At 69.3% G+C, this 22,310-nt stretch carries 19 protein-coding genes; 5 read left to right on the top strand and 14 right to left on the bottom strand.

What is annotated here, in order from left to right; all coding sequences use genetic code 11:
- Positions 1–61: 61 nt before the first annotated feature.
- A complete protein-coding gene (locus ASG51_RS16410) occupies positions 62–1,213 on the bottom strand; it encodes a hypothetical protein (protein ID WP_056381894.1) in 1,152 nt (383 codons plus the stop codon).
- A 122-nt stretch (positions 1,214–1,335) separates the two neighbouring features.
- Positions 1,336–2,250, bottom strand: coding sequence for a hypothetical protein (locus tag ASG51_RS16405; protein ID WP_056381892.1), 915 nt, complete (start codon positions 2,248–2,250; stop codon positions 1,336–1,338).
- A 415-nt stretch (positions 2,251–2,665) separates the two neighbouring features.
- Between ASG51_RS16405 and ASG51_RS16400 the strand changes: the two genes are divergently transcribed.
- Both ASG51_RS16400 and ASG51_RS16395 read left to right on the top strand, forming a co-directional pair.
- Positions 2,666–3,589 carry a lipid kinase gene (locus ASG51_RS16400; RefSeq protein ID WP_056352011.1) on the top strand — a complete coding sequence of 308 codons (924 nt, stop codon included), beginning with the start codon at positions 2,666–2,668 and terminating at the stop codon, positions 3,587–3,589.
- Between the two features lie 101 nt (positions 3,590–3,690).
- Positions 3,691–4,440 carry a TerC family protein gene (locus ASG51_RS16395; RefSeq protein ID WP_056381890.1) on the top strand — a complete coding sequence of 250 codons (750 nt, stop codon included), beginning with the start codon at positions 3,691–3,693 and terminating at the stop codon, positions 4,438–4,440.
- Here ASG51_RS16395 and ASG51_RS16390 read toward each other — a convergent pair.
- The 7 genes from ASG51_RS16390 to ASG51_RS16365 all read right to left on the bottom strand — a co-directional run bounded on the left by ASG51_RS16390 (position 4,344) and on the right by ASG51_RS16365 (position 9,327).
- The gene (locus tag ASG51_RS16390; protein ID WP_056381888.1) at positions 4,344–4,772 is read right to left on the bottom strand and encodes a TonB-dependent receptor; all 429 of its coding nucleotides are present in this window, start codon (positions 4,770–4,772) and stop codon (positions 4,344–4,346) included. The genes ASG51_RS16395 and ASG51_RS16390 overlap by 97 nt on opposite strands.
- 154 nt (positions 4,773–4,926) lie before the next feature.
- A complete protein-coding gene (locus ASG51_RS16385) occupies positions 4,927–5,109 on the bottom strand; it encodes a hypothetical protein (RefSeq protein WP_056381886.1) in 183 nt (60 codons plus the stop codon).
- A gap of 262 nt (positions 5,110–5,371) precedes the next feature.
- Positions 5,372–5,509 (bottom strand): hypothetical protein, encoded by a 138-nt coding sequence (locus tag ASG51_RS24305; RefSeq protein WP_156389749.1) that lies wholly within the window; start codon positions 5,507–5,509, stop codon positions 5,372–5,374.
- A 3-nt stretch (positions 5,510–5,512) separates the two neighbouring features.
- Positions 5,513–6,373, bottom strand: coding sequence for a phosphatase PAP2 family protein (locus ASG51_RS16380; protein WP_056381883.1), 861 nt, complete (start codon positions 6,371–6,373; stop codon positions 5,513–5,515).
- A 257-nt stretch (positions 6,374–6,630) separates the two neighbouring features.
- A complete protein-coding gene (locus tag ASG51_RS16375) occupies positions 6,631–7,425 on the bottom strand; it encodes an anti-sigma factor (RefSeq protein WP_244472684.1) in 795 nt (264 codons plus the stop codon).
- A 111-nt stretch (positions 7,426–7,536) separates the two neighbouring features.
- Positions 7,537–8,157 carry a sigma-70 family RNA polymerase sigma factor gene (locus tag ASG51_RS16370; protein ID WP_056276178.1) on the bottom strand — a complete coding sequence of 207 codons (621 nt, stop codon included), beginning with the start codon at positions 8,155–8,157 and terminating at the stop codon, positions 7,537–7,539.
- A gap of 57 nt (positions 8,158–8,214) precedes the next feature.
- Positions 8,215–9,327, bottom strand: coding sequence for a patatin-like phospholipase family protein (locus ASG51_RS16365; RefSeq protein ID WP_056351996.1), 1,113 nt, complete (start codon positions 9,325–9,327; stop codon positions 8,215–8,217).
- A 353-nt stretch (positions 9,328–9,680) separates the two neighbouring features.
- Here ASG51_RS16365 and ispG point away from each other — a divergent pair, with 353 nt between their 5' ends.
- Together ispG and ASG51_RS16355 are read left to right on the top strand one after the other, a co-directional pair.
- Complete coding sequence (gene ispG, locus ASG51_RS16360) at positions 9,681–10,988, top strand: flavodoxin-dependent (E)-4-hydroxy-3-methylbut-2-enyl-diphosphate synthase (RefSeq protein ID WP_056351993.1); 1,308 nt, start codon at positions 9,681–9,683, stop codon at positions 10,986–10,988.
- 215 nt (positions 10,989–11,203) lie between these two features.
- Positions 11,204–13,153 (top strand): potassium transporter Kup, encoded by a 1,950-nt coding sequence (locus ASG51_RS16355; protein ID WP_056211597.1) that lies wholly within the window; start codon positions 11,204–11,206, stop codon positions 13,151–13,153.
- Between the two features lie 569 nt (positions 13,154–13,722).
- Here the strand turns inward: ASG51_RS16355 and ASG51_RS16350 are convergent.
- The 3 genes from ASG51_RS16350 to secA all read right to left on the bottom strand — a co-directional run bounded on the left by ASG51_RS16350 (position 13,723) and on the right by secA (position 17,975).
- Positions 13,723–14,577: a cell wall hydrolase gene (locus ASG51_RS16350; protein ID WP_056381881.1), complete on the bottom strand. Its 855-nt coding sequence runs from the start codon at positions 14,575–14,577 to the stop codon at positions 13,723–13,725.
- 93 nt (positions 14,578–14,670) lie between these two features.
- Positions 14,671–15,084 (bottom strand): GNAT family N-acetyltransferase, encoded by a 414-nt coding sequence (locus ASG51_RS16345; RefSeq protein ID WP_056382092.1) that lies wholly within the window; start codon positions 15,082–15,084, stop codon positions 14,671–14,673.
- Complete coding sequence (gene secA, locus ASG51_RS16340; RefSeq protein ID WP_056381879.1) at positions 15,081–17,975, bottom strand: preprotein translocase subunit SecA; 2,895 nt, start codon at positions 17,973–17,975, stop codon at positions 15,081–15,083. Before secA ends, ASG51_RS16345 begins: the two co-directional genes overlap by 4 nt.
- A gap of 618 nt (positions 17,976–18,593) precedes the next feature.
- Between secA and ASG51_RS16335 the strand changes: the two genes are divergently transcribed.
- Positions 18,594–19,508, top strand: coding sequence for a peptidylprolyl isomerase (locus ASG51_RS16335; RefSeq protein WP_156389766.1), 915 nt, complete (start codon positions 18,594–18,596; stop codon positions 19,506–19,508).
- 158 nt (positions 19,509–19,666) lie between these two features.
- On the opposite strand, the gene ASG51_RS16330 is transcribed toward ASG51_RS16335, so the two are convergent.
- Positions 19,667–20,842, bottom strand: coding sequence for a GGDEF domain-containing protein (locus ASG51_RS16330; protein WP_056381877.1), 1,176 nt, complete (start codon positions 20,840–20,842; stop codon positions 19,667–19,669).
- A gap of 152 nt (positions 20,843–20,994) precedes the next feature.
- Positions 20,995–22,290: an HlyC/CorC family transporter gene (locus ASG51_RS16325; protein WP_056276201.1), complete on the bottom strand. Its 1,296-nt coding sequence runs from the start codon at positions 22,288–22,290 to the stop codon at positions 20,995–20,997.
- Between the last annotated feature and the right edge of the window lie 20 nt (positions 22,291–22,310).

Here is a 22,310-nt window from a genome sequence, read left to right as displayed (position 1 = left end):
GATCGTGCGACGCAAGGGTGTCGGGTGCGTCCTGGGCGCGGAGGCGACCAAGGTCAGGGTGTCAGCGTCCCCAAACTCCAAGGCGCTCGGCACGGGCATGGTCTTCGGCGGCCACGAGGTCAGGCGTCGCCTCGGGTGAGGCGCGGCCGCCGCCGTTGAACAGCACCACCTCGGAGAGGTCGCGCCCGTCCACCGCGCACAGGCGGGCCTCGCTGCCGGCCACCGGCTGGCAGGTCACGGTACGGCCGGCCAGGTAGCGGGTGAGTTCGTCAGCCTGTCCGCCGCGCACCCACTCCACCCCGAAGAGGCGCACGAGCTTGCCGCCGACCCGCAGGGTCGCGGTATCGATGACCTCCACCGGACCACGGATCTCGTTGGCCGAGGCCGGTTTCGGAGGCGTTTCCTCCGGCAGAGCGGGACTCATGTCGGGCGCGCTCGGCGGCGCCGCTGTGGACGAGGCCTGCGGCGGGGATTGAGCCGGTCCCCCCGTATCGGGCGAAGCGGTCTCCTGCGGCGTCCGCCCTCCGAAGACGGCGAGGAGGGCCACGAGCGCAGCGGCGCCGAGTCCGATCGGGAGGGCGCGCCGGGATAGGGCATCGCGCATCACGTTGCGGTCGCGGGCGACTTCGCCGAGACGCGAGGCGCTGTCGGCGAGGCGACCGCGGGCATAGCCGCCGACGCGCTGCGCCCCCTCTCGGACGCGGCCGGCGACGAGGCCGGCCCGGCTCGGTTCCGCGGGGTCGGCCGCGGGTCCCGGCGCGACCGCCTCAGCCGGCGAAGACGCGACCCGGCTGCGCCGGAGCGTCGCGAAGCGACTGGACAGGGAGGTGGCGAGGGCACGGCTTCGGGTGGCCGAGCGCGTGACCAGAGACCGTGCGAGAACCGACTGCGCCTCGACGAACCGCGCCGTCGCCATTCGGAAATCCTCCGTCGGAACGGGCTCCGGCGCGGACTCGGGTTCCGGCGCGGGAATCGGCCGGAACAGGGCGGGGTGCCGGTCTCGGAGTTCCGCGAGGAGGGCCGGCAAATCCATCGGAACCAGGGCCCCGTCCGCCTCGGTGACGTGACGCGGTGCGCCCGTCCGATCGATCACGCGGTAGCCGGGCGGCTCCGGGCTGGGCGCGAGGGCCGCTTCCGCCAGGAGCGCGAGCGTGCGCTCTGCCACCGGATAGGCGCCTGCCTGCGTGACGGCTCGGGCGATACGCAGGCGCAAGGCCTCACGCTCCGAGGCCGCCCCGTCCCGTCGCGCCTCACCCAGTCCCGGCGAGGGTGGATTTCGATCATCCAAGATGCGCAGAACTCCGGGTATGACGCACCGATCGCGACGGGCCGGCCTCAGGCACCGCGCTGCGCATTCGCTATAGCGCTCTGCGGCCCCGCACCATAGCGGCGCAGCACGCGGCTCGACTCGGCGATGATCAGCGGGCGCTCCCCGGCGAAGCTGATGGTCAGTGTGAGTTCGGATACGCCCTGCGAACGCACGCCGCGCCCCGGGTTGTCGGCGCGGAAATTGAAGGTGGTGTGGACGATGCAGGTCGCGCTCGCCGCGTTGCAGGCCGTTCGGGTCGCTCCGCCCTGTGCCTCGTAGTGACGCTCGGGCCAGCGCCGGACGAAGCGGCGCTTCTCGGCGATGAGGGCCGCCAGTGACAGGGTGCGGCCGTGGAAACGGACCCGCTCGGCGTAGAATCGCGGCGCGTTCACCACCATCGCGTCCCCGGAGGCCGAGACGTTGTCCAGGTACCGGTCGGTCAGGCGCGTCGCGGCGGCGGCCCATTCGGGGAAGCGTGCGTCCGAGGCCGCCGCCGGTGATGCCATCGGGGTGGGCGTGTCGGCCAGGCGCGGGCGGATATGCAGGCGCTCCGGCGCGGCGCGTCCCTCGCGGGTCGCCGCACGGCGGCCGTCGGCGGATCCTGCCACGCGCCGCCGGTGCGCGGCCATCGGCGTCCGCTCGGCGCTCGCCGCGTCCTGGGCCGACGGGCCATCCGCCTGCGCCTTGGCCGTCGCAGGCGTCTCAGCCACGGGCTTCTCGGTCACGGGCTTCTCGGAGGCGGATTTCTCGAGCGACAGCTTCTCACCGACGGCCTTGTCCGCGCCGGGTTGCACCGCCTGTCGAGCCGGCGGGTCGACCCAACCCGGGCGCGTCTGGGCCTGCGCCGTTCCTACGGACAGAGCCGCGCTCATCAGCGCGACGGACGAGGCGAAGCCAAGTCGGACGAGACCGGTTCCGTTGGAGCTTGGACCGTGGCGCATGGCATCATCACCGGGGTCGCGGCCGGGGTTTCGGAAAAGCGCGTGCGGGACCGATCGACCGGAATGAAACGTCGGGTGCGGCCGCTAAGTTTCCCTGAATGCGCACGCAACGGTTCGGCCCAGGTTCGGAAGTGTGGACGGGTGCGAGGATTGCGGGGATGCGTCGCGCACGGACCCAGGCGCCGTGGCACCGACTCTTGTGCCGGGGGGCTCTTGTCATTGCCAAGCCTGAACCCACCTTGTGGATCGGGTCCGGGCCCCTCTGGCGGTCGAGGCGTTGACCGTGATGTCGGACCCTTCCATGCTTTTGCGCTGACGCGGCGCGAACGCACCGGAGGGTGTCGAGCCTCATGGTCCCTCGTTGTTTCCCGTTCCCACATCGTCAGCCTGATCCGTGCCAGACCGGAGCCCCCCGATGAGCGCGCCCTCCCGCAAGGCGCTTCTCCTCGTCAATCCGAAGGCCCGCAACGGCAGCTTTTCCCTCGACGAGGTCCGCGACGTCCTCCGCGCCGGAGGGATCGAACCCTTCGAGCCGCCGGGTGACGCCGACTGCACTGCGGTCATCAAGCGTCACGCGCAGGGTTGCGATCTCGTCATCCTCGGTGGCGGTGACGGCACCCTCAACGCGGCCGCGCCCGCTCTGGTCGAGACGGGATTGCCCCTGGGCATCCTGCCCCTCGGCACGGCCAACGATCTCGCCCGCTCCCTCGGCCTGCCCGTCGACCCGGTGGAGGCCGCTCGCCTCATCACCAGCGCGGAGGCACGCCCGGCCGATCTCGGCTGCGTCAACGGGCACTACTACTTCAACGTCGCCAGCATCGGCTTCTCGGCGGACCTCGCGGGCGACCTCACGGCGGAATCGAAGAAGACCTGGGGCACCCTCGGCTACGGCATCGCGGCGGTCCGCGTGCTTCGGCGGATGCGGCCCTTCACCGTCTACATCGAGCATGACGGTCAGACCGAGACGGTGCGCACCATCCAGGTCTCGGTGGGCAACGGACGTCACTACGGCGGCGGCATGACCGTCGAGGAGACGGCCACCGTCGACGACGGCAAGCTCGACTTCTATAGCCTGGAGGTCGCCCATTGGTGGCGGCTGCTGATGCTCCTGCCGGCTCTGCGCAAGGGCACCCAGGGCAAGGCGGCCGACGTGCGGGCCTTCAGCACCACTGAGATCGTGGTGAAGACCAAGAAGCCGCGCCCCGTGAACACCGATGGCGAATTGTCGACCTACACCCCCGCCCATTTCAAGGTGGTGCCGAAGGCGGTGCGGATCTTCAGCCCGGCACCGGCCGAACGGCCGGGCGTGGCCGCGAGCAGCCCCGGCCCGACGGCCTGACCGAGCCGAACGGGGCCGGGACCGGCCCCGCCCCTCTCCATCCCCGCTCCCGGCCCGACGCCGTCCGGGGGAGCGACCCTGACTGACTCGACGAGGCCACCGTGGACAGCCTGCTTCAACTCGCCAGCGACCCCACCGCCTGGGCGGCCCTCGCCACCCTGGTGGTGATGGAGGTCGTGCTCGGCATCGACAACCTCATCTTCATCTCGATCCTGACCAACAAGCTTCCGCCCGACCACCAGCAGAAGGCACGGCGCATCGGTATCGGCCTGGCGCTGATCCTGCGCCTCGGCCTCCTCGCCACCATCGCGTACATCGTCGCCCTGACGCAGCCCGTCTTCGAGGTGTTCGGCAAGGGCTTTTCCTGGCGCGATCTGATCCTCATCGCCGGCGGCCTGTTCCTGCTGTGGAAGGCCACGAAGGAGATCCATCACACCGTCGATCCGGAGCCGGAGACGCTCGGGAGCAGCGCTGTGCGGCTCGGCTTCACCGCGGCCATCGGCCAGATCCTCGTCCTCGATCTCGTGTTTTCCATCGACAGCATCATCACGGCGGTGGGCATGACGGAGCACGTGCCCATCATGGTGATCGCCGTCGTCACCGCCGTGACCGTGATGCTGCTGGCTGCCGACCCGTTGTCGCGCTTCATCGCCGCCAACCCGACGGTGGTGATGTTGGCGCTGGGCTTCCTGATCATGATTGGCATGACGCTGATCGCCGAAGGCTTCGGTGCTCACGTGTCGAAGGGGTACATCTACACTGCCATGGCTTTCTCGGCGGGCGTGGAGGGGCTGAACATGCTGGCCCGACGCCGCAGGCGTGCCCAGACCGGAACGATCACCAAACCCTGAAGAAACGTCGTTAACGTTTCACGGGAAAACCCTTCAGGAGGCTCGGCCGGGGTGATCGGCCGGGCCTCCTTCCGTTGGGCGGCGCGTTCCCAGAGATCGATCAGGCTCGCGATGAACCGGCGCGGCTGACTGCGATAGCAGAAGCCCGCCTGGCAGCAGGTCTGGTAGCTGCGGTCGAACAGGTTGTAGACGTTGGCCTGCAGCTTCATGCCCTGCAGCTTCGGATCGATCCGTGCGAACTCGTAGCCGAGTACGGCATCGAACAGAGTCACGGTGGCGTTGCGGAAGCTGCTTGGTACGTCGTTGGCCGGGCTGCTGCCAGCGTCGCGCACGCCGCCGCCGACCCCGAGACCGTAGAGGTCGAGACCCGGGGGTTAGCACGGAGGTCGCGCGCATCTTGAAGGGGTTGCCGGGAATGCCCGAAAAGGCGAGCCCGACCGTCTCCGGGCTGCCCGGGCTCCGGGTCGTTCGGATGTCCACGTGGCTCTAGGCAGCCAGGATGTTGAAGCCGGGTCCGAGATTAGCGACGGCCTCCGGTTCCGCGCCGCGCGCCTGCGCCTCTCCGACGGCGGCCTGGACGACCAACGGATTGACGGGGTCGGGCCACAGCACGTTGGTCTGGGTGATGTCGAAGATGGCGGTGTTCAGGACGACGTTGGTGCCCGGCACGTTGAACTTGATGCCGCCATCTGCTGGACTTCCGTCGACTGGAACGGTGTGCCGTCGCGATCGAGCCCAAGTGTGAGGCGAAGGAGGGCGCGAAGCTCACAGAGGGCATGAGTTCGTCGGTGAGCAGGGTGCGCTGCACGGGACCGGTGGCAACGTGCGCCTCGATCTGGTTGTCGACCGCGAACGCGCCGAGCACGTTGGTGATCCGGCCCGTGGAGCGCAGGGCCCGGGTGAGATCGTCGCTCAGGGCGTCGATCTGGGTCTAGCTTAGGTCAGCGTCGATCTGCTGGTTGCGGAAGTTCTGCCGGAAGATCGGGTCGGGGCCGAAGCGATGCTCGAAGGCATAACCGATCCGGTACTGCTCAGTGATGAAGTTCGGGAACGCTGGGTCGCCGGTCAAACACTACAGGATCGGCTCACGGGCGGCGGCCTCCTCGCGGGCACAGACGGCTTGGTCGGGAGCCGGACCGCCGGCGGCCCTGAGCTTGCCGAGTTCGACGCGAGCCTTCTCCAGATCGGCCCGAAAGCCGGCGTCGCCCTGAAGGGCGGCGAAGACGGCGCTGGCAGCCGTGCGCCCGGCCTCGATATCGCTCGCCCAGTGCAGACCGCAGACGACACGGCTCTCGCCGTAGGAGCGGGCACGGACGAAGAACTGGGTCGCCTTCTCGGGCATCAGGGCCGCCATGATCGCCGCGTAGGTCCAGGCCTGGGTCGCATGGCTCGACGGGAAGCTGAAGGCATTGCCGAGGTCGGAGGTCCGCATCACGCAGATCTCCGCGTCGTTGCCGACGAAGGGGCGCAGGCGGCGGTAATGCAGCTTCGGACCACGAGTGGCCTGGGCGATGTCGAGGCGCGCGCGTTCCAGAAGGGTCATCAGGGCAGGCGCCCGGGACTGCTCGATACGCTGGCCGATGACGCAGGCAAAGTCGTCAAGGATCGCCGAGGCGCCATCGGCCACATCGGTGGTGGCCAGGGTCCAGCGCGGCGTTCCCTTGAGGGCCCGAGTTGCGACGAACGCGGCTTTGTCCGCCGACTCGGCCGCCGACTGGCCCCGCGGCGGGGCTCCGAGGATCGCGACGGTGTCGGGCGCCTGTGCCTCGGAGAGGTAGGGTGCCCGGGCTGCCTTGCCGGGTGTCAGGGGCGTGACACCGACGGCGGGGGCCGAGACCGGTTTCGGCGCATTCTCCTCCGCCCGAACCGCCGTAGGGGCAATCCCCACCGGCAGGGCGGCCAGAAACATCAGGGTCGGGAGCAGGCGGGCCATCGGCGTCTCGGCGTCAGAGGTCGGCACAGAGCGAGTGCAATCGGAGTATAGGGCTTCTATACAACAGGCCTATGGCACGGCTCGTCTGAACGCTGACGAAATCGCTTTCGATGTTTCTTTCGGGCTCCCGGAAAACGTCGGAAGAGGCGAATGACCCGACTTGGTCGTCCTGCATCGACACAGGCGATCGACGCGCCGGGAGAGCGCCGCGTCGCGGAAACCGGGCAATGCAGGCGCCGGACCGACGCGACGACCGATCAGAGCTTCGTCGCAGTCCGGCCGGCGAGGTTGCGCGCTGCGGATTCGAGACCGACGTGGTCGTGACCTCCGCTGAGGGCGTAGGCCGAGTGACCGGCGGTCCAGTAGGCGGTCTCGCCGTCGCCGGGGCTCGTGACCTCGCTCGGAGCGACGTGGCCGTCGAGGCTGCGGGTGGCAAACAGGGAGACTTCGCCGAGCTTGCCGGCGTCAATCACCACCTCGATGCCGGTGCCGTTGCGGGCCGGCACGATCTGCACATCGCGCACCGTCCAGTCCGCCGGCAGGTCGGGCAACGCGATGCCGGTAGCTGCGGCAATGCCGGCGCGATCATAAGCCTGGGCCTGATCGCCCCGCTGCGCGGCGATGCGGGCGCGGACCTGCGCCGCCTCGCGGGCGTGGCGGGCATCGGCGACCAGGGCCGGATCGACGGGGGAGGCGAACGTGTCCGGCACGCCGAGGAAAGGCCCGTCGGAATGGGCCAGCCAGCCGGTGCCAACGAGGAGCGCGATCACCGCGGCGCGACGCAGGCGGTCACCGAACCGGCGCCAGGCCAGGGTCCGGTCGAGGCGCCGTGCGGCGGCCCGGTTGCGCTCCGGTCCGGGGCCGGGAAGAATGGCGAAGGCCTGCCGGAGCGCGTCCCGGTCGTGTAGCTCGGCCATGATCTGCGCGGCGGTCTCGGGATTGCGCGCCAAGTGTGCCTCCACGTCGAGGCGGCGCAGGCCATCGAGCTGCCCATCCACGAAGGCGGTGAGGTCATTCTCGGTGATCGGATCGATCATCGCGGTCTGGTCCATGGCGTCGGCTCCGGTCGGATACAGGGGGCGCGTCCCCGGACGAGGAGTCCCGGCCGCGCTAAGAACGGATCGGCCTGCCTATGGCGCTCCGTCCCGGTCTTCGAAAACGTCTCAGGTGTCGCCGACGGCGCGGCCCGTTCGGTGCGATGCGTCGTCCTCGTCCTGGGCGACGAGGCGCAGGCGCGGCCGCTCGGCCGCGAGGCGCTGGCGCCGCTCGGCGACACCGCTCCCCTGGCGCTCACCTTCCTCGAAGGCCCGCAGGGCGGCGCGGCCCCGGCCGAGGCGCGACATCAGCGTGCCGATGGGGATGCCGAGGACGGCCGCCGCATCGGCATAGGCCATACCTTCCAGGGTAACGAGGTGAAGGGCGGCGCGCTGCTCTTCCGGCAGCGTGAGGAAGGCGCGCCGGATCTGCGCGAGGCGGACCTGCGCCTCCTGGGCCGGGGGCGCCATCTCCTCGCTCATCTGCACGAGGGTATCGGCGTGGCGGGCCTCGACCCGCTTCCGGCGCTGCTCGTCGATGAAGACGTTGTGCAGCACCGTCATCATCCAGGTGCGCAGGTTGGTGTTCGGCCGCGCCGCCTGGCCCGATTCCAGGGCCCGCACCAGCGCATCGTGCACGAGGTCATCGGCCCGCAGCGTGTCGCGCGTCAGGGCCCGCGCGTAGCGCCGGAGCGGCACGAGAAGGTCGACGATGGCAGCGGGGCCGGGCCGGTTCGGTTCGGTCGTCATAAGAGTATCAACGCACGAACCGCTGCTCTTAATCCAGCCGCGGCGTGTGGACGCGCATCAACGGTAGGTCGCCTCGAGATCGAGGGTGCAGGTTCGGCCGATCTGCTCGTAATTCTCGGCGATCCAGGCCTGAGCCGCACCGCGGCCCTTGTCTCGCAGGCGCTCGAACACTCGCCAGCGGGCATCGAGGCGCGAGGAGGCCTGGTACTCGTCGAGGGCGCCCGTGCCGTCGATGCGGTGGACGTACTGCGACTGGTACTCGCCCCGGCCGAGCACGCCCTCGGCGATGAGGTGGTCGACGAAGTCGATCGCGCGCAGTTCGCGCATGAGGTTGGCGTTGAAGGTGATCTCGTTGAGCCGGTCCTGGATCTCCTGCGGCGTGCGCGGGGTCTCGCGGCGCTCCACCGGGTTGATCTGCACCAGGACGATGTCGCGGGTCTCGGCCCCGCGATAGAGGGGATAGAGCGGCGGGTTGCCGAGATAGCCGCCATCCCAGTAGGGCACGCCGTCGATCTCCACCGCCTGGAACACGGTCGGCAGGCAGGCGGAGGCCATAAGGTGATCGACGTTCAGCGCCTCGCGCTCGAACACCGCGAGCTTGCCCGTCCAGACATTGGTGGCGGAGACGAACACCGCAGCGGTCTCAGCGGCGCGCAGGCGCTCGAAATCCACCTGGGCGGCGAGCACCTTGCGGAGCGGATTGTAGTTCAGCGGGTTCGAGGTGTAGGGGCTGGTCTTCAGGGCCCGGCTCCAGAACTCCGCGATCGGATTGTTCGACCAGAACTCGAACAGACCGCTGAAGGCGCGGCGCTGAGCCGGCCAGAAGTCGCCATCGAGGCTGACCTCGCGCCAGAACCGCTCCAGGGCCCGGCGAGCGCCCCCGGGCCCGTCCTCGAGCCAGCCATCGACCATCACGACGGCATTCATCGCCCCGGCGCTCGCCCCGGTGATCGCCTCGAAACCGAGGCGCCCGTCCTCGATCAGCGCATCGAGCACGCCCCAGGTGAAGGCGCCGTGCGCGCCGCCGCCCTGAAGGGCGAGGGCGACGGTCTTCTCCGCGTGCGGACCCGCCATCACACGGGTCTTCGCGGCGGGCTGCATCCGCAGGTCCCGTTCGACCGGGACGTCGATGAGCGAATCGACCGTCGGCTGCTGATGCGGATCAAGCATGCGGATCTCCCAACGTTTATGCTGCAGCGCAATATATGATGCCGCAAGGCCACAAACAGGCGGGAAGATGCAGCGGTTCCCTGTCCGCGACGCAGCCCTGCCACCCGGACCGGTCCGGAAACTCGACATCGCCGCCCGGATGGGACATGGGAGAAGCCGAATACGATCAGCGTGTTCGCTGTGCCATCCGGAATGCCCGGTGACGCAGCGGACTTGACGCCCGCCCGCCGTCATCTCAGCTAAACGATCGAGGGCGTAGAGTTTGCGGCATCGGAACGCCGCCCCCGGTCCGGATCGGCCCGATCGGAGGCTCCCGGTCGGCGGCGGACGTTCCTCGGAGCGCACAGTCAACGATGGACATCATGGACGCGACCCCCGTCAACCCGATCAGCGGCACCGGCCCCGAGATCGCAGGCCCGAGCCCACGCCACCGCACGGTCGGCGTCACCATCGGATCCGGTGAGGGCGCGGTCACGGTGGGCGGCGGTGCACCGATCGTCGTCCAGTCGATGACCAACACCGACACCGCCGACATCGACGGCACCGTGGCCCAGGTGGCCCAGCTCGCCCGGGCCGGCTCGGAGCTCGTGCGCATCACCGTCGACCGGGACGAGGCGGCTGCCGCCGTGCCGAAGATCCGCGAGCGTCTGGACCGCATCGGCGTGCACGTGCCGCTGGTGGGCGACTTCCACTACATCGGCCACAAGCTCCTGTCCGACCATCCGGCCTGCGCCGAGGCGCTGGCCAAGTACCGGATCAACCCGGGCAATGTCGGCTTCAAGGAGAAGAAGGACACGCAGTTCTCGACCATCATCGAGCAGGCGATCCGCTACGATAAGACCGTCCGCATCGGCGCGAACTGGGGCTCCCTCGACGAGGCGCTGCTCACGCACCTGATGGACGAGAACGCCCGCTCGGCCCGGCCGATCGACGCCCGCGCGGTGATGCGCGAGGCCATGGTGCAATCGGCCCTCAGCTCGGCCGAGCGCGCGGTGGAACTCGGCCTGTCCCAGGACAAGATCATCCTGTCGGCCAAGGTCTCGGCGGTGCAGGATCTCATCGCGGTCTATCGCGAGGTGGCGCGTCGCTCCGACTTCGCCATCCATCTGGGTCTCACCGAGGCCGGCATGGGCTCGAAGGGCCTGGTGGCCGCCTCCGCCGCCATCGGCGTGCTGCTGCAGGAAGGCATCGGCGACACCATCCGCTACTCGCTGACTCCCGAGCCGGGCGGCGACCGCACCGTGGAGGTGAAGGCCGCGCAGGAACTCCTGCAGACCATGGGCTTCCGCACCTTCGTACCCCTCGTCGCCGCCTGCCCGGGCTGCGGCCGCACGACCTCGACCACGTTCCAGGAACTCGCCCGCGACATCCAGAGCTGGATCGTCAACTCGATGCCGGAATGGAAGAAGGCCTATCCGGGCGTCGAGGGGCTCAACGTCGCGGTGATGGGCTGCATCGTGAACGGCCCCGGCGAATCGAAGCACGCCGACATCGGCATCTCCCTGCCGGGCACCGGCGAAACCCCCACGGCGCCGGTCTTCATCGACGGCAAGAAGGCCATGACCCTGCGCGGACCGACCCTCGCCAAGGATTTCGAGACCGTGGTGACCGACTACATCGAGCGGCGCTTCGGCACGGGTACCCGCACCGCCGCCGAGTAGCCTCCTGACGCGCAGCTGCCGGACGCGATCCGGACTCGAACCCCGATGAGCGGCAACCGCGACCAGGTTGCCGTTCTCGCGTCCTGCGCCGCATGATAGCGTGAACGCGACCGTCCCCCGCCGCCCGACCCCGTCGGGACGGCCCCGGCGTTCTCGCGCGCGAGCAAACTCGCGCCGCGAGACGTTGGGCTCGCCACGAGCCTCGATCGAGCCGAATGACGCAAACCGCCCCTTCGAGCGCGCCCGCCGCCAAACCCGACGGCGCCGGTGCACCTCCGGCCGCCGAGGCCTCGCCCGAGACCGCCCGGGCCCACGGCCCGGCGGGCCTGTGGACGCTGGTCCTCGGTTCCGTCGGGGTTGTCTACGGCGACATCGGGACGAGCCCGCTCTACGCCTTCCGCGAGGCCCTGGTCTCGGCGCGGGCCGACGGCATCCTGCTGCGCGAGGAGGTGCTGGGCGTCGCCTCGCTGATCCTGTGGGCCCTCGTCCTCATCGTCACCATCAAGTACGTCGTTATCCTGCTGCGGATGGACAACAACGGCGAGGGCGGCATCCTCTCGCTGATGGCACTGGCCCGCACGGCGCTCGGCGGCTCCCGCGTGGTGTTCATGTTCGGTCTGCTCGGCGCCTCGCTGTTCTACGGCGACGCCATCATCACGCCGGCGATCTCGGTGCTCTCGGCGGTGGAGGGCCTGAAGCTCGTCACCCCGGCCTTCGATTCGTACGTGCTGCCGATCACCATCGCGATCATCGTGCCGCTGTTCCTCATCCAGGTGCGCGGCACCAGCAAGGTGGCCTCCTTCTTCGGCCCCGTGATGGTGGTGTGGTTCGCCGCGATGGCGCTCGCCGCCCTGCCCCACATCGCTGCCAACACCGACGTGTTCTGGGCCCTCAACCCGTACTACGCGGTGCATTACCTCCTCGGGCACGGCACCGGCGCCCTGGTGGCGCTCGGCGCGGTGTTCCTGGCGGTGACGGGGGCCGAGGCCCTGTTCGCCGATCTCGGCCATTTCGGGCGCCGGCCGATCCAGATCGCCTGGCTCGGCCTCGTCGGCCCCTGCCTCGTCCTGAACTATTTCGGCCAGGCGGCCCTGGTGCTGTCGAAGCCCGACACCACCGATCCGTTCTTCCAGCTCGTGCCCGAATGGGGCCTGCTGCCGATGGTGCTGCTCGCCACCGCCGCCACCGTCACGGCGAGCCAGGCCGTCATCACCGGCGCCTTCTCGCTGTCGCGCCAGGCGATCCAGCTCGGCCTGCTGCCGCGCCTGGAGATCCGCCACACCTCCGAATCGCATTCGGGCCAGATCTACCTGCCGCAGATCAACGCGCTGCTGATGGTCGGCGTGGTGATCCTGGCGGTTCTGTTCCGCTCCTCGGCGGCCCTGGCCTCGGCCTACGGCATCGCCGTGACGGGCACGATGCTGATCACCGCCAGCCTCGCCTTCCTGGTGCTGTGGAAGACCTGGAAATGGTCGCCCTGGGCCGCCGGCCTCGCAATCCTGCCCTTCGCGGCGGTGGAGTTCCTGTTCCTCCTGTCGAACATGCTGAAGGTGTTCGAGGGCGGCTACGTACCCCTGCTGTTCGCCGGTGCCCTGATCGTCATGATGTGGACCTGGGTGCGCGGCGTCGGGATCCTGATCAACAAGACGCGCAAGACTGACGTACCGCTCACCGAGCTCGTCAGCATGCTGGAGAAGAGCCCGCCGCATCACGTCCGCGGCACCGCGGTGTTCCTGACCAGCGACCCCTACATCGCCCCGGCAGCCCTGCTGCACAACCTGAAGCACAACAAGGTGCTACACGAGAAGAACGTGGTGCTCACCGTGGAGACCGTGGACACGCCCCGCGCCGCCGAGGTCGACCGTATCCACATCGAGCCGATCGGCCCGCACTTCCACAAGGTGGTGATGAAGTTCGGCTACATGGAGACGCCGAACATCCCCCGGACCCTGACGCTGCTGCGCAAGCAGGGCTTCAAGTTCGACATCATGGCGACGTCGTTCTTCCTGTCCCGCCGCTCGATCCGCCCGGCCGCCCATTCGGGCATGCCCCTGTGGCAGGACCGAATCTTCATCACCCTGGCCAAGAACGCCAACGACGCCACGGACTTCTTCCAGATCCCCACCGGCCGCGTGGTCGAGGTTGGGACCCAGGTGACCGTGTAGGGACCGTGCCGAAGGCGGCCTCCCGGTCCGAAGGGCCGCGACGGGCGGGTTTTCCGACATTCGGGCGAAGCGCCACCGCAGTGAGCGGATCAGGTGGCTTCGGAGGGCGGCACCTGGCTCATGCAACGGCGGATGGCTGCGGCGCCGTCGTCTCCGCCGGTCGGCCCGGCGCGGTCTCGCGGATTCCACCACGAAGCGCCAGATCGATGGGCCCGTCGAGAACGGGCAACGGCGCAGCCAGCCGAGGCGCGGGACGCGCATAATAGGCCCTGAGCAGCGGTGTCCGATCGCGCAGGTGCGCTTCGACGCGATCGTTCAGGCGTCCGATCGGACCCGTCAGCGCATCGAAGCCCCCAGTGAGTGCACGGACGATCGCACGCGTGCACGCCTTTGTGAGATGGGCGATCGGCCGAACCATGTTCTTCGCGACCTGCGGTAAGGAAAAGGTGCGATTTCAGGTAGGGTGGCGGCCCCGTTAGTCTCCGCGACCGAAAGCGGCACGCAGAGCGCCGGAACCGAGGCCCGTCGGGAATCGGCCCGCGGCTCGCGGCGGTTCCCCGGGGGCCGGCTCACGGCCTTGGCAGGTTGAGGACGGGCGGAGGGATCAGCGGCTCAGGAGCCAGGGCGGCCGGCGTCAGGGCGACGCGGCTGTGGGCGGCCTTCGGTGCCCTGGCCGCGGGTGCGGGCTTCTCGTCGACGGTGGCCCGCACCGTACGGATCGGGGCCGCACGATGGTCCGGCACCGAGGCGGTCAGGGTCGCGCGGGCAGCCGCGGTCTCGACCGGGGCGGGGATGGGGGCGGCCGCGGGGGAAACCGAGGCCGCGACCACGGGCATCGTCGGCGCCGCGGGGGCCTCGGCCGAGGCGAAGGCGAGCGCGGTGGCGGGCGCGGGCGGCGTGGCCTGCTCCACGGCGCCGGGCTTGCGCTTCTCGTAGAAGGCGTTGCCGCCGGCCACCGCCACGTAGTGCATGTTGTTGTAGGGGAAGCGCAGGCCGGCCGTGTGGAAGTACATCGCTCGCCCGACCTTCGGGTGGCGCTGGCCATCGAGGACGGCATCGGTCACCTCGGCGACCTTCTGCAGGCTCTTGTCGTCCATCTTCTTCGTCAGGACACCGGGGGCGAATTGCCGGGGCTGGCCGACCACCGAGCAGATCCCGCCATTCGGAAAGGCGGCGGCCTCGAGCCGGTTCATGACCACCGTGCCGACGGCGAGCAGGCCTTCGGCGTCGCTGCGATTCGACTCGAAGTACATCGCCCGACCGAGACAGTCGCGCTCTTCATCGGTGACGGACACCGGCTTGGCTGCGAGCGTCGAACCCGTCACCGTGGGTGCACCCGCATAGGTATTGCAACCACCGAGACCAGGAACGGCCAGGAGGAGACCAAGTAGTGGCAGCGTCGTCGCCGATCGGGTTTCCTGCATGCCGTCTCGCTCCACTCCCTCAAGCGTATCCATATGGCTTGACCACCAAATGGGTTCGTTTCTGGGCAGGGGCGGCGATTTCGAGGCGGCGGGTCAGGCCTCGCGGTCGTAGCGGAAGGCATCCGCCACCCGCGGCATCCCGATCCGATCGTAGAAGCTGACGGCCCCGGGGGCGGCCGTCAGCAGGAGCGAGGCCTGCGGCCCGACTGCCGCTCGGGTGGCGGCGAGGAGGCCGCGGCCGATCCCGAGCCCCTGCGCGGAGCGGCTCACCGCGAGGTCCGAGAGATAGGCGCAGAACACGAAAACCGTGAGCGTGCGCGCGACGCCGACGAGGTCGTCGTCCCGCCGGGCGGTGACGACGAGATCGGCCTGCGCCAGCATCCGGGCCAGGCGCGGCAGGTCGTCGGTCGGGCGGCGCACGGCGAGTCCGGACTCGATCAGGACGCGGCGGAACTCCGCCGCGTCGAGGTCCGGCTCGATGCCGTAGGCGACCGCCGGTACGCTCAGGCCGTCAGCGTCCCGTGGCAGTGCTTGTACTTCTTGCCCGAGCCGCAGGGACAAGGTTCGTTGCGCCCGACGCGGCCCCAGGTGGAGGAATCGTCCGGGTTGCGCTCGAGAACGGCGGTGTCCGTGGCCATCTCGCGTGCGGCGTAGCCGTAGGCGGGACCCGCGCCGCCGTCGCTACCCGTACCGGTGCCCGCCATCTCGTTCTCACCGGTGACGGGATCGAGGTGCTGGGCGAACATCGGGGGCAGGCCGGGTGGGGCGAAGGGGTTGTCGGCGCCCTCCACGGGCGGCTCCTCGTACATGATCTCGATGCGCGAGAGCTGCTGCGTCACCTGCTCGCGCAGGGCGGCGACCAGGCTGTTGAACAGCTCGAACGCCTCGGACTTGTACTCGTTGAGGGGATCGCGCTGGGCGACGCCGCGCCAGCCCACCACCTGGCGCAGGTGGTCGAGGGTGACGAGGTGCTCGCGCCAGAGGTGGTCGAGAGTCTGCAGGAGCACCTGCTTCTCGACATAGGTCATCACCTCGGGCGTATTCTTCTCGGTGCGCCCGGCATAGGCCTCGTCAGCGGCCTGGCGCAGGCGGTCGCGCATCTCCTCGTCGGCGATGCCCTCCTCCTTGGCCCAGTCCTCCACCGCAACGTCGAGGTTGAGCACCGTCTGGACCCGCTCGCGCAGGCCCTCGATGTCCCACTGCTCGGCGTAGGCGTTCTCGGGCACGTGCACCGCCACGAGGTCGTCGACGACGCCGTGGCGCATCTCGTCCACGGTCTCGCGCACGCTGTCCTGGCCCATGAAGTCGCGGCGCTGCTCGAACACGACCTTGCGCTGGTCGTTCATGACGTTGTCGTACTTGAGCACGTTCTTGCGCATGTCGAAGTTGCGCGCCTCGACCTTCTGCTGCGCCTTCTCGATGGCCTTGTTGATCCAGGGATGGATGATCGCCTCGCCCTGCTCCAGGCCGAGGCGGGTCAGCATGCCGTCCATGCGGTCGGACCCGAAGATCCGCATCAGGTCGTCCTGGAGCGACAGGTAGAACTTCGAGCGGCCGGGATCGCCCTGGCGACCGGAGCGGCCACGCAGCTGGTTGTCGATTCGGCGGGATTCGTGGCGCTCGGTGCCGATGATGTAGAGGCCGCCCGGCAGGGCGACCTTGCGGCCCGCAGCCGGGTCGGCCGCCTCGCCCGAGGCCAGCACCTTGTCGCGGTTCTCAGCGATCTCGGCCTTGATCGCCTCGATCTTCGCGTTGCGCTCCGGCCCCTCGGGCACGCTGGCAAGCTCCTTCTCCACGCGCATCTCGACGTTGCCGCCGAGCTTGATGTCGGTGCCGCGCCCGGCCATGTTGGTAGCGATGGTGATGGCGCCGGGCACGCCGGCCTCGGCGACGATGTAGGCTTCCTGCTCGTGGAAGCGGGCGTTGAGCACGGCGAAGCGCTTCGTCACCCGGCCTTCGCGGGCAGCGGCGTAGACGTCCGTGAGGGCGTTGGGGTCCGAGTAGTCGAGCTGGCGGAAGCCTGCCTTGACCAGCATCTCGGCCAGGTGCTGCGACTTCTCGATCGAGCCGGTGCCGACCAGGATCGGCTGGTGGCGCGCATGCGCCTTCTCGATCTCGGCGATGATGCCGTCGTACTTCTCGGCCACCGTCCGGTAGACCTCGTCGTCCTCGTCGACGCGCTCGACCTCTTTGTTGGTCGGGATGTCGACGACCTCAAGCTTGTAGATCTCGGCGAACTCGTCGGCCTCGGTGGAGGCCGTACCGGTCATGCCGGCGAGCTTGGAATAGAGGCGGAAGTAGTTCTGGAAGGTGATCGAGGCCAGCGTCTGGTTCTCGGGCTGGATCGTCACCCGCTCCTTGGCCTCGAGCGCCTGGTGCAGGCCTTCCGAGTAGCGTCGGCCCTGCATCATGCGGCCGGTGAACTCGTCGATGATCACCACCTCGTCGTTCTTGACGATGTAGTCCTTGTCCAGGGTGAACAGGGTGTGGGCGCGCAGGGCCAGGTTCACGTGGTGGACGAGGCTGACGTTGTGCGCGTCGTAGAGGTCGCCCTCCTTGAGGAGATCAGCCCCGCGCAGGAGGTCCTCGACGAACTCGTTGCCGCTCTCGGTCAGCGAGACCGTGCGCTGCTTCTCGTCAAGATCGTAATGCTCCCGCTCGAGATGCGGCATCAGCGCGTCGACCGAGACGTAGAGCTCAGAGCGGTCGTCGACCGGGCCGGAGATGATCAGCGGGGTTCGGGCCTCGTCGATCAGGATCGAATCGACCTCGTCGACGATCGCGAAGTTGTGCCCGCGCTGGGACAGCTGGCTGAGCTCGTACTTCATGTTGTCGCGCAGGTAGTCGAACCCGAACTCGTTGTTCGTGCCGTAGGTGATGTCGGCGGCGTAGGCCTCCTTCCGCTGGCCGTCGTCGAGCCCGTGCACGATGGTGCCGACGGTGAGGCCGAGGAAGCGGTAGACCCGGCCCATCCACTCCGCGTCGCGGGCGGCCAGGTAGTCGTTCACCGTGACCACGTGGACGCCCAGCCCCGAGAGGGCATTGAGGTAGACCGGCAGGGTCGCCACCAGGGTCTTGCCCTCGCCGGTGCGCATCTCGGCGATTCCGCTCTCGTGGAGCACCATGCCGCCGATAAGCTGCACGTCGAAGTGGCGCTGGCCGAGCACGCGCTTGGCCGCCTCGCGCACGGTGGCGAAGGCGGGCACGAGGATGTCATCGAGCGTCTTGCCGGCGGCGAGCTCGGCCTTCAGCATGTCGGTGCGGGCGCGGAGCTGGTCGTCCGAGAGCGCGGCGACCTGCGGCTCCAGGGCGTTGATCTCGGCCACACGGGGACGATAGCCCTTCACGCGCCGGTCGTTGGACGAGCCGAAAATCTTCTTGGCGAGGGCACCGAGCATCGTGAACCTACGGTCGATCGAAAAGTCTGAAGGCGAATGTTGGCCGGGCTTATAGAGGTAAACACGGGCCGGCGCATCCGAAAGAGCCGGCCCGCGTCCACACCGGGGTATCGGGTGGGGCCGGGTCAGCGCGGGGCAAGCGGAGGACGTCGAGCAGCCGCACGCCCGGAGGGGCGCTGAGCCGGCTTTGACCCGGCCAACGCGGACGCGCCGCGTTTCGATCCGGGGCGTGATTCGCCCGCGCAAACCCCGTGGGCCGGAGTCGGCGCCGGGGTGCCGTGGCCCCGGTTCTCATGGTCTCAGTCCTCATACGAAGGATGCGGGCGCGCGTGTCCGGGCCGCTCGCGGGATCTCCCCGCATCGTGATCGCCCGACGCACCGGTCGCAGCGACGGGAGAGGGAACGGCGTGAGGGTGCGTCGCGTGCGCGGCGAACGGGCGCCTGGATTCGGCCGCTCGACGCTGCGGCCGTGCTTGCCATCGGGGGGTGCACGCGCCACCTGATGACGCGGCCAATCCGCGGCCCCCGGCCGCACCTCGCTCGACCGCCCCCTGCGACGACCTCCGACCGGCCCCGTGCCGGGACGTGGGCGGCGCTCCCAAGGACGCCTCCATGACGATGATCAAGTCTCTTTCGCGCTCCGGACTCCTGCGCACGGGCCTCCTGCGCACGGGCGCTGTCGCCTTGGCGCTCGGCCTGCCGCTGGCCTCGGCCCGGGCACAGGCGCCGGCCGCCCCGGCACCGGCCGCAGCACCCGTCGCTCCCGAGACCGTGGTGGCGAAGGTGAACGGGGCGCCGATCACCGCGGGAGACCTCGCCATCGCGGCCGAAGATCCCGCCCTCTCTCTGCCCGGCGTCGACGACGCCCAGAAGAAAGCTCTCCTCGTCGACTACATGATCGACCTCAAGGTCGGGGCCCAGGCGGCCGAAGCCGCCAAGATCGGTGATTCGCCGGATTTCCAGCGCAAGCTCGCCTACTTCAAGGACAAGCTCCTCCTCGACGAGTACCTGGAGCGCGAGGCCAAGAAGGCGGCGACGCCGGAGGCGGCCAAGGCCCTCTACGACCAGACCGTCAAGGCGATGAAGCCCGAGGAGGAGGCCCACGCCCGCCACATCCTCGTGGAGAGCGAGGACGAGGCCAAGAAGATCGCGGCGCGGATCAAGGGCGGCGAGGACTTCGCCCGGGTCGCGGCCGAGGTGTCGAAGGATCCCGGTTCGAAGACCGAGGGCGGCGACCTCGGCTGGTTCACCAAGGAGCGCATGGTCGCTCCCTTCGCCGAGGCCGCCTTCAAGATGAGCCCGGGGCAGGTGTCCGATCCGGTCAAGACCCAGTTCGGCTGGCACGTGATCAAGCTCGAGGAGAAGCGCACCAAGCCGGTCCCGACCTTCGATGAGATGAAGGAGCAGGTGGACCAGTACCTGACCCGCAAGGCGCAGCAGGACCTGATCCTGAAACTGCGCGAGGGGGCCAAGATCGAGCGCACGGCGGCCGCTCCGGCCGTGGCGCCCGCCCCGGCTCAGAAGGCGCCGTAACCCGCCTCAGGCGACTCGCCCTGCCTCAGGCGACTCGCCCTGCCTCAGGCGACTCGCCCTGCCTCAGGCGACTTGCCCTGCCTCAGGCGACTTGCCCTGCCTCAGGCGACTTGCCCTGCCTCAGGCGACTTGCCCTGCCTCAGGCGACTTGCCCTGCCTCAAACGACTCGGAGCAGCGGGTGCGGTGCGGGCTCGGTCCGCCCGCGCCCGTTGTGCTTGGCTTGGTAGAGCGCTGCATCCGCCCGGCTGAGTAGGGCATCGAGCCGGCGTCCCGACTCCACGGCGGCGGAGCCCTCCTCCGGCACCGCCAGACCGATGCTGACGCCGATCGCAAGGTGCGGCAATTCCGGCACGGCGATCCGGGCCACGGCGCGACGCAGGAACTCGGCCTTGGTCAAGGCCTCCTCCGGGGTGAGTCCGCGCAGGAGGCAGGCGAATTCCTCGCCGCCCATCCGACCGAAGATCGCGGAGCCCGGCAGCAGCGCCGACACGGCGTGGCAAAATCCGACGAGGACGCCATCGCCCACCGCGTGGCCGTGCCGGTCGTTGATGCGCTTGAAGTGGTCGAGGTCGAACAGGAGCAGGGTGATGGTACCGCCCTCCCCCAGCGCAGCCTCGGCCCGGGCCACGAAGGCGCGCCGGCTGAGGATGCCGGTGAGCGCGTCGGTGTCGGCAGCGAGGCGCTGCAGGCGCTCCGCGCGCTCCTTCGTCAGCGACATGAACACGAAGGCGATCGCCAGGGTGAAGAGCATGCCGGCGAGGCACAGGATGGTCAGCCAGGGCGTCTGCAGCGGATTCGGTTTGGTCTGCGGCGGCGCGACGAGTGCAAGGGGCACGCGGATCCAGTAGGCGAAGGTGTAGATCAGCAGCAGGGCAACGCCGGGATAGCGCGACACCAGAGGTTCGGCCCGGGCCCGCCAGATCTCGCGAGCGGCCAGCAGGCAGAAACCTCCCGCGAGGCTCGAGGCCAGCATCACCCGGGCGGGAACCGAGGCGAAGAACGCCGGGACCAGGCAACTCGTCCCCCAGAGCGCGATCGCCACTGCGATCGGTGCGAAGCGGGCGCGCCGTCCCTCGAACGCGCGGGTCCCGGTCCAGATCAGGCCGTAGGCCCCGATCATCACGCCGTTGGCGACCCCGATCGAGACCCAGTCCGGAATCATCCCGCGCAGGGACAGCAAGGCCGAGGCCATCGCGCCGGTGATGTGGGCGATGCCCCAGATCGCCAGGGCGTGGACGTGGCGGGCCTGGCTCCAGGACAGCAGAAACAGGCTGCCGACCATGAAGGTCAGGATCACGGTCACGAGCAGAAGGGTCGAGGCATCGAGCAGCATCAATCGGTTCCGCCCCCTCGCTCGTTCGATGATCCAGAAGCCGCTCGCCCCTTCGGGACGGCGGACCAGCGTCCGAAGCTATTCTATACGATCATGGTTACCCAGATCTGGACGTCCGAGGCCCGTCGACGACCTCCGCGGATGGCGGGTCGTCACGGCTCCACCTTGCGCAGACCGGGACCGAGCGGCGTGATCCGGAGGGCGGTGATCCGGTTGCGGGCCTTGCGCAGGACCTGGAAGCGGAAGCCGTGGAAGTTGAAAGCTGTCCCGGTGTCGGGAATCGCCCGGGCCTCGTGAATGACGAGCCCCGCGATGGTGGTGGCCTCGTCGTCGGGCAGGTCCCAGTCCATGGCCCGGTTGAGGTCGCGGATCGGCACGCTGCCGTCGGCATGCACCGAGCCGTCGCCCTGGGCCCGCACCCCGGAGACGGTGACGTCGTGCTCGTCGGCGATGTCGCCCACGATCTCTTCGAGGATATCTTCCAGGGTCACGAGGCCCATCACCTCGCCGTACTCGTCGACCACCAGGGCGAAGTGGGTCTTCTTGGCGAGGAAGGCCTTGAGCTGGTTGCGCAGGGAGGTGGTGTCCGGCACGAACCAGGTCTCCAACGCCAGGGCCTCGACCTTGAGACCGGCGGCGTCGCCGCCAGCGGCGTCCAGCGCCCGGAGGAGATCCTTGGCGTGCAGCACGCCCACGATGTTCTCCGTCGTGCCGCGCCAGAGGGGCATGCGCGTGTAGGGCGAGGCCAGCACTGCGCGCACGATCTCCTCCGAGGGCAGGTCGACATCGATGGTGCGCATCTTGGTGCGGTGGACCATCACCTCCGAGACGGTGAGGTCCGACAGGTCGAGGAGACCGCCGAGCATGTCGCGCTCGGCCTTGGCCACGCCACCCTCGCGATGGAGCAGGGCGACCTGGCCGCGGATCTCGTCGGTGGCCGACAGGATGGTCTGGCGCTCGCCGATCCGGACGCCGAAGGGACGGAGCATGCCGCGCACCAGGGCCTCGATGGCGAGCGCCGCCGGCCCGAGCAGGGCCACCGCGAAGGCCACCGGCCGGGCCATGACCAGGGCGGCGCTGTCCGGCTTGTTGATCGCGAGGGTCTTGGGCAGCACCTCGGCGAAGATGATGACCAGGACCGACATCACCCCGGTGGCGTAGAGGATGCCGCTCTTGCCGAAGAGGGTGGTGAGCACGCCGGTGGTGAAGGCCGAGGCGCCGATCGCCACGATGTTGTAGCCGATGAGCATGGCGCCGATGAAGCGCTCGCGGCTCGCCATGATGGCGTTGACGAGGCGCGCGCGCGCGTCGCCGGCATTCTCCAGGGCCAGCATGCGGGCCCGGGACGCCGCCGTGAAGGCGGTCTCGGCGCCGGCGAAGAAGGCCGAGAGCAGGAGCGAGATGACCACGATGCTCGCGGCCAGCCAGAGATCGGTATGGGGTTCCATGCGTGCGATGCCGGAGGATG

Source organism: Methylobacterium sp. Leaf465 (assembly GCF_001424705.1).
In the GTDB taxonomy this organism is placed as follows: domain Bacteria; phylum Pseudomonadota; class Alphaproteobacteria; order Rhizobiales; family Beijerinckiaceae; genus Methylobacterium.
Note: the sequence above shows the minus strand (reverse complement) of the source record. Positions and strands in the feature narration are given on the sequence as shown.

Excerpts from the sequence above, each read along its gene's own strand:
- ASG51_RS16405 (WP_056381892.1), bottom strand. The coding sequence starts at position 2,250 with ATGCGCCACGGTCCAAGCTCCAACGGAACCGGTCTCGTCCGACTTGGC.
- ASG51_RS16400 (WP_056352011.1), top strand. The coding sequence starts at position 2,666 with ATGAGCGCGCCCTCCCGCAAGGCGCTTCTCCTCGTCAATCCGAAGGCC.
- ASG51_RS16380 (WP_056381883.1), bottom strand. The coding sequence starts at position 6,373 with ATGGCCCGCCTGCTCCCGACCCTGATGTTTCTGGCCGCCCTGCCGGTG.
- ASG51_RS16375 (WP_244472684.1), bottom strand. The coding sequence starts at position 7,425 with ATGGACCAGACCGCGATGATCGATCCGATCACCGAGAATGACCTCACC.
- ASG51_RS16370 (WP_056276178.1), bottom strand. The coding sequence starts at position 8,157 with ATGACGACCGAACCGAACCGGCCCGGCCCCGCTGCCATCGTCGACCTT.
- ASG51_RS16365 (WP_056351996.1), bottom strand. The coding sequence starts at position 9,327 with ATGCTTGATCCGCATCAGCAGCCGACGGTCGATTCGCTCATCGACGTC.
- ispG (WP_056351993.1), top strand. The coding sequence starts at position 9,681 with ATGGACATCATGGACGCGACCCCCGTCAACCCGATCAGCGGCACCGGC.
- ASG51_RS16355 (WP_056211597.1), top strand. The coding sequence starts at position 11,204 with ATGACGCAAACCGCCCCTTCGAGCGCGCCCGCCGCCAAACCCGACGGC.
- ASG51_RS16350 (WP_056381881.1), bottom strand. The coding sequence starts at position 14,577 with ATGCAGGAAACCCGATCGGCGACGACGCTGCCACTACTTGGTCTCCTC.
- secA (WP_056381879.1), bottom strand. The coding sequence starts at position 17,975 with ATGCTCGGTGCCCTCGCCAAGAAGATTTTCGGCTCGTCCAACGACCGG.
- ASG51_RS16335 (WP_156389766.1), top strand. The coding sequence starts at position 18,594 with ATGATCAAGTCTCTTTCGCGCTCCGGACTCCTGCGCACGGGCCTCCTG.
- ASG51_RS16330 (WP_056381877.1), bottom strand. The coding sequence starts at position 20,842 with ATGCTGCTCGATGCCTCGACCCTTCTGCTCGTGACCGTGATCCTGACC.
- ASG51_RS16325 (WP_056276201.1), bottom strand. The coding sequence starts at position 22,290 with ATGGAACCCCATACCGATCTCTGGCTGGCCGCGAGCATCGTGGTCATC.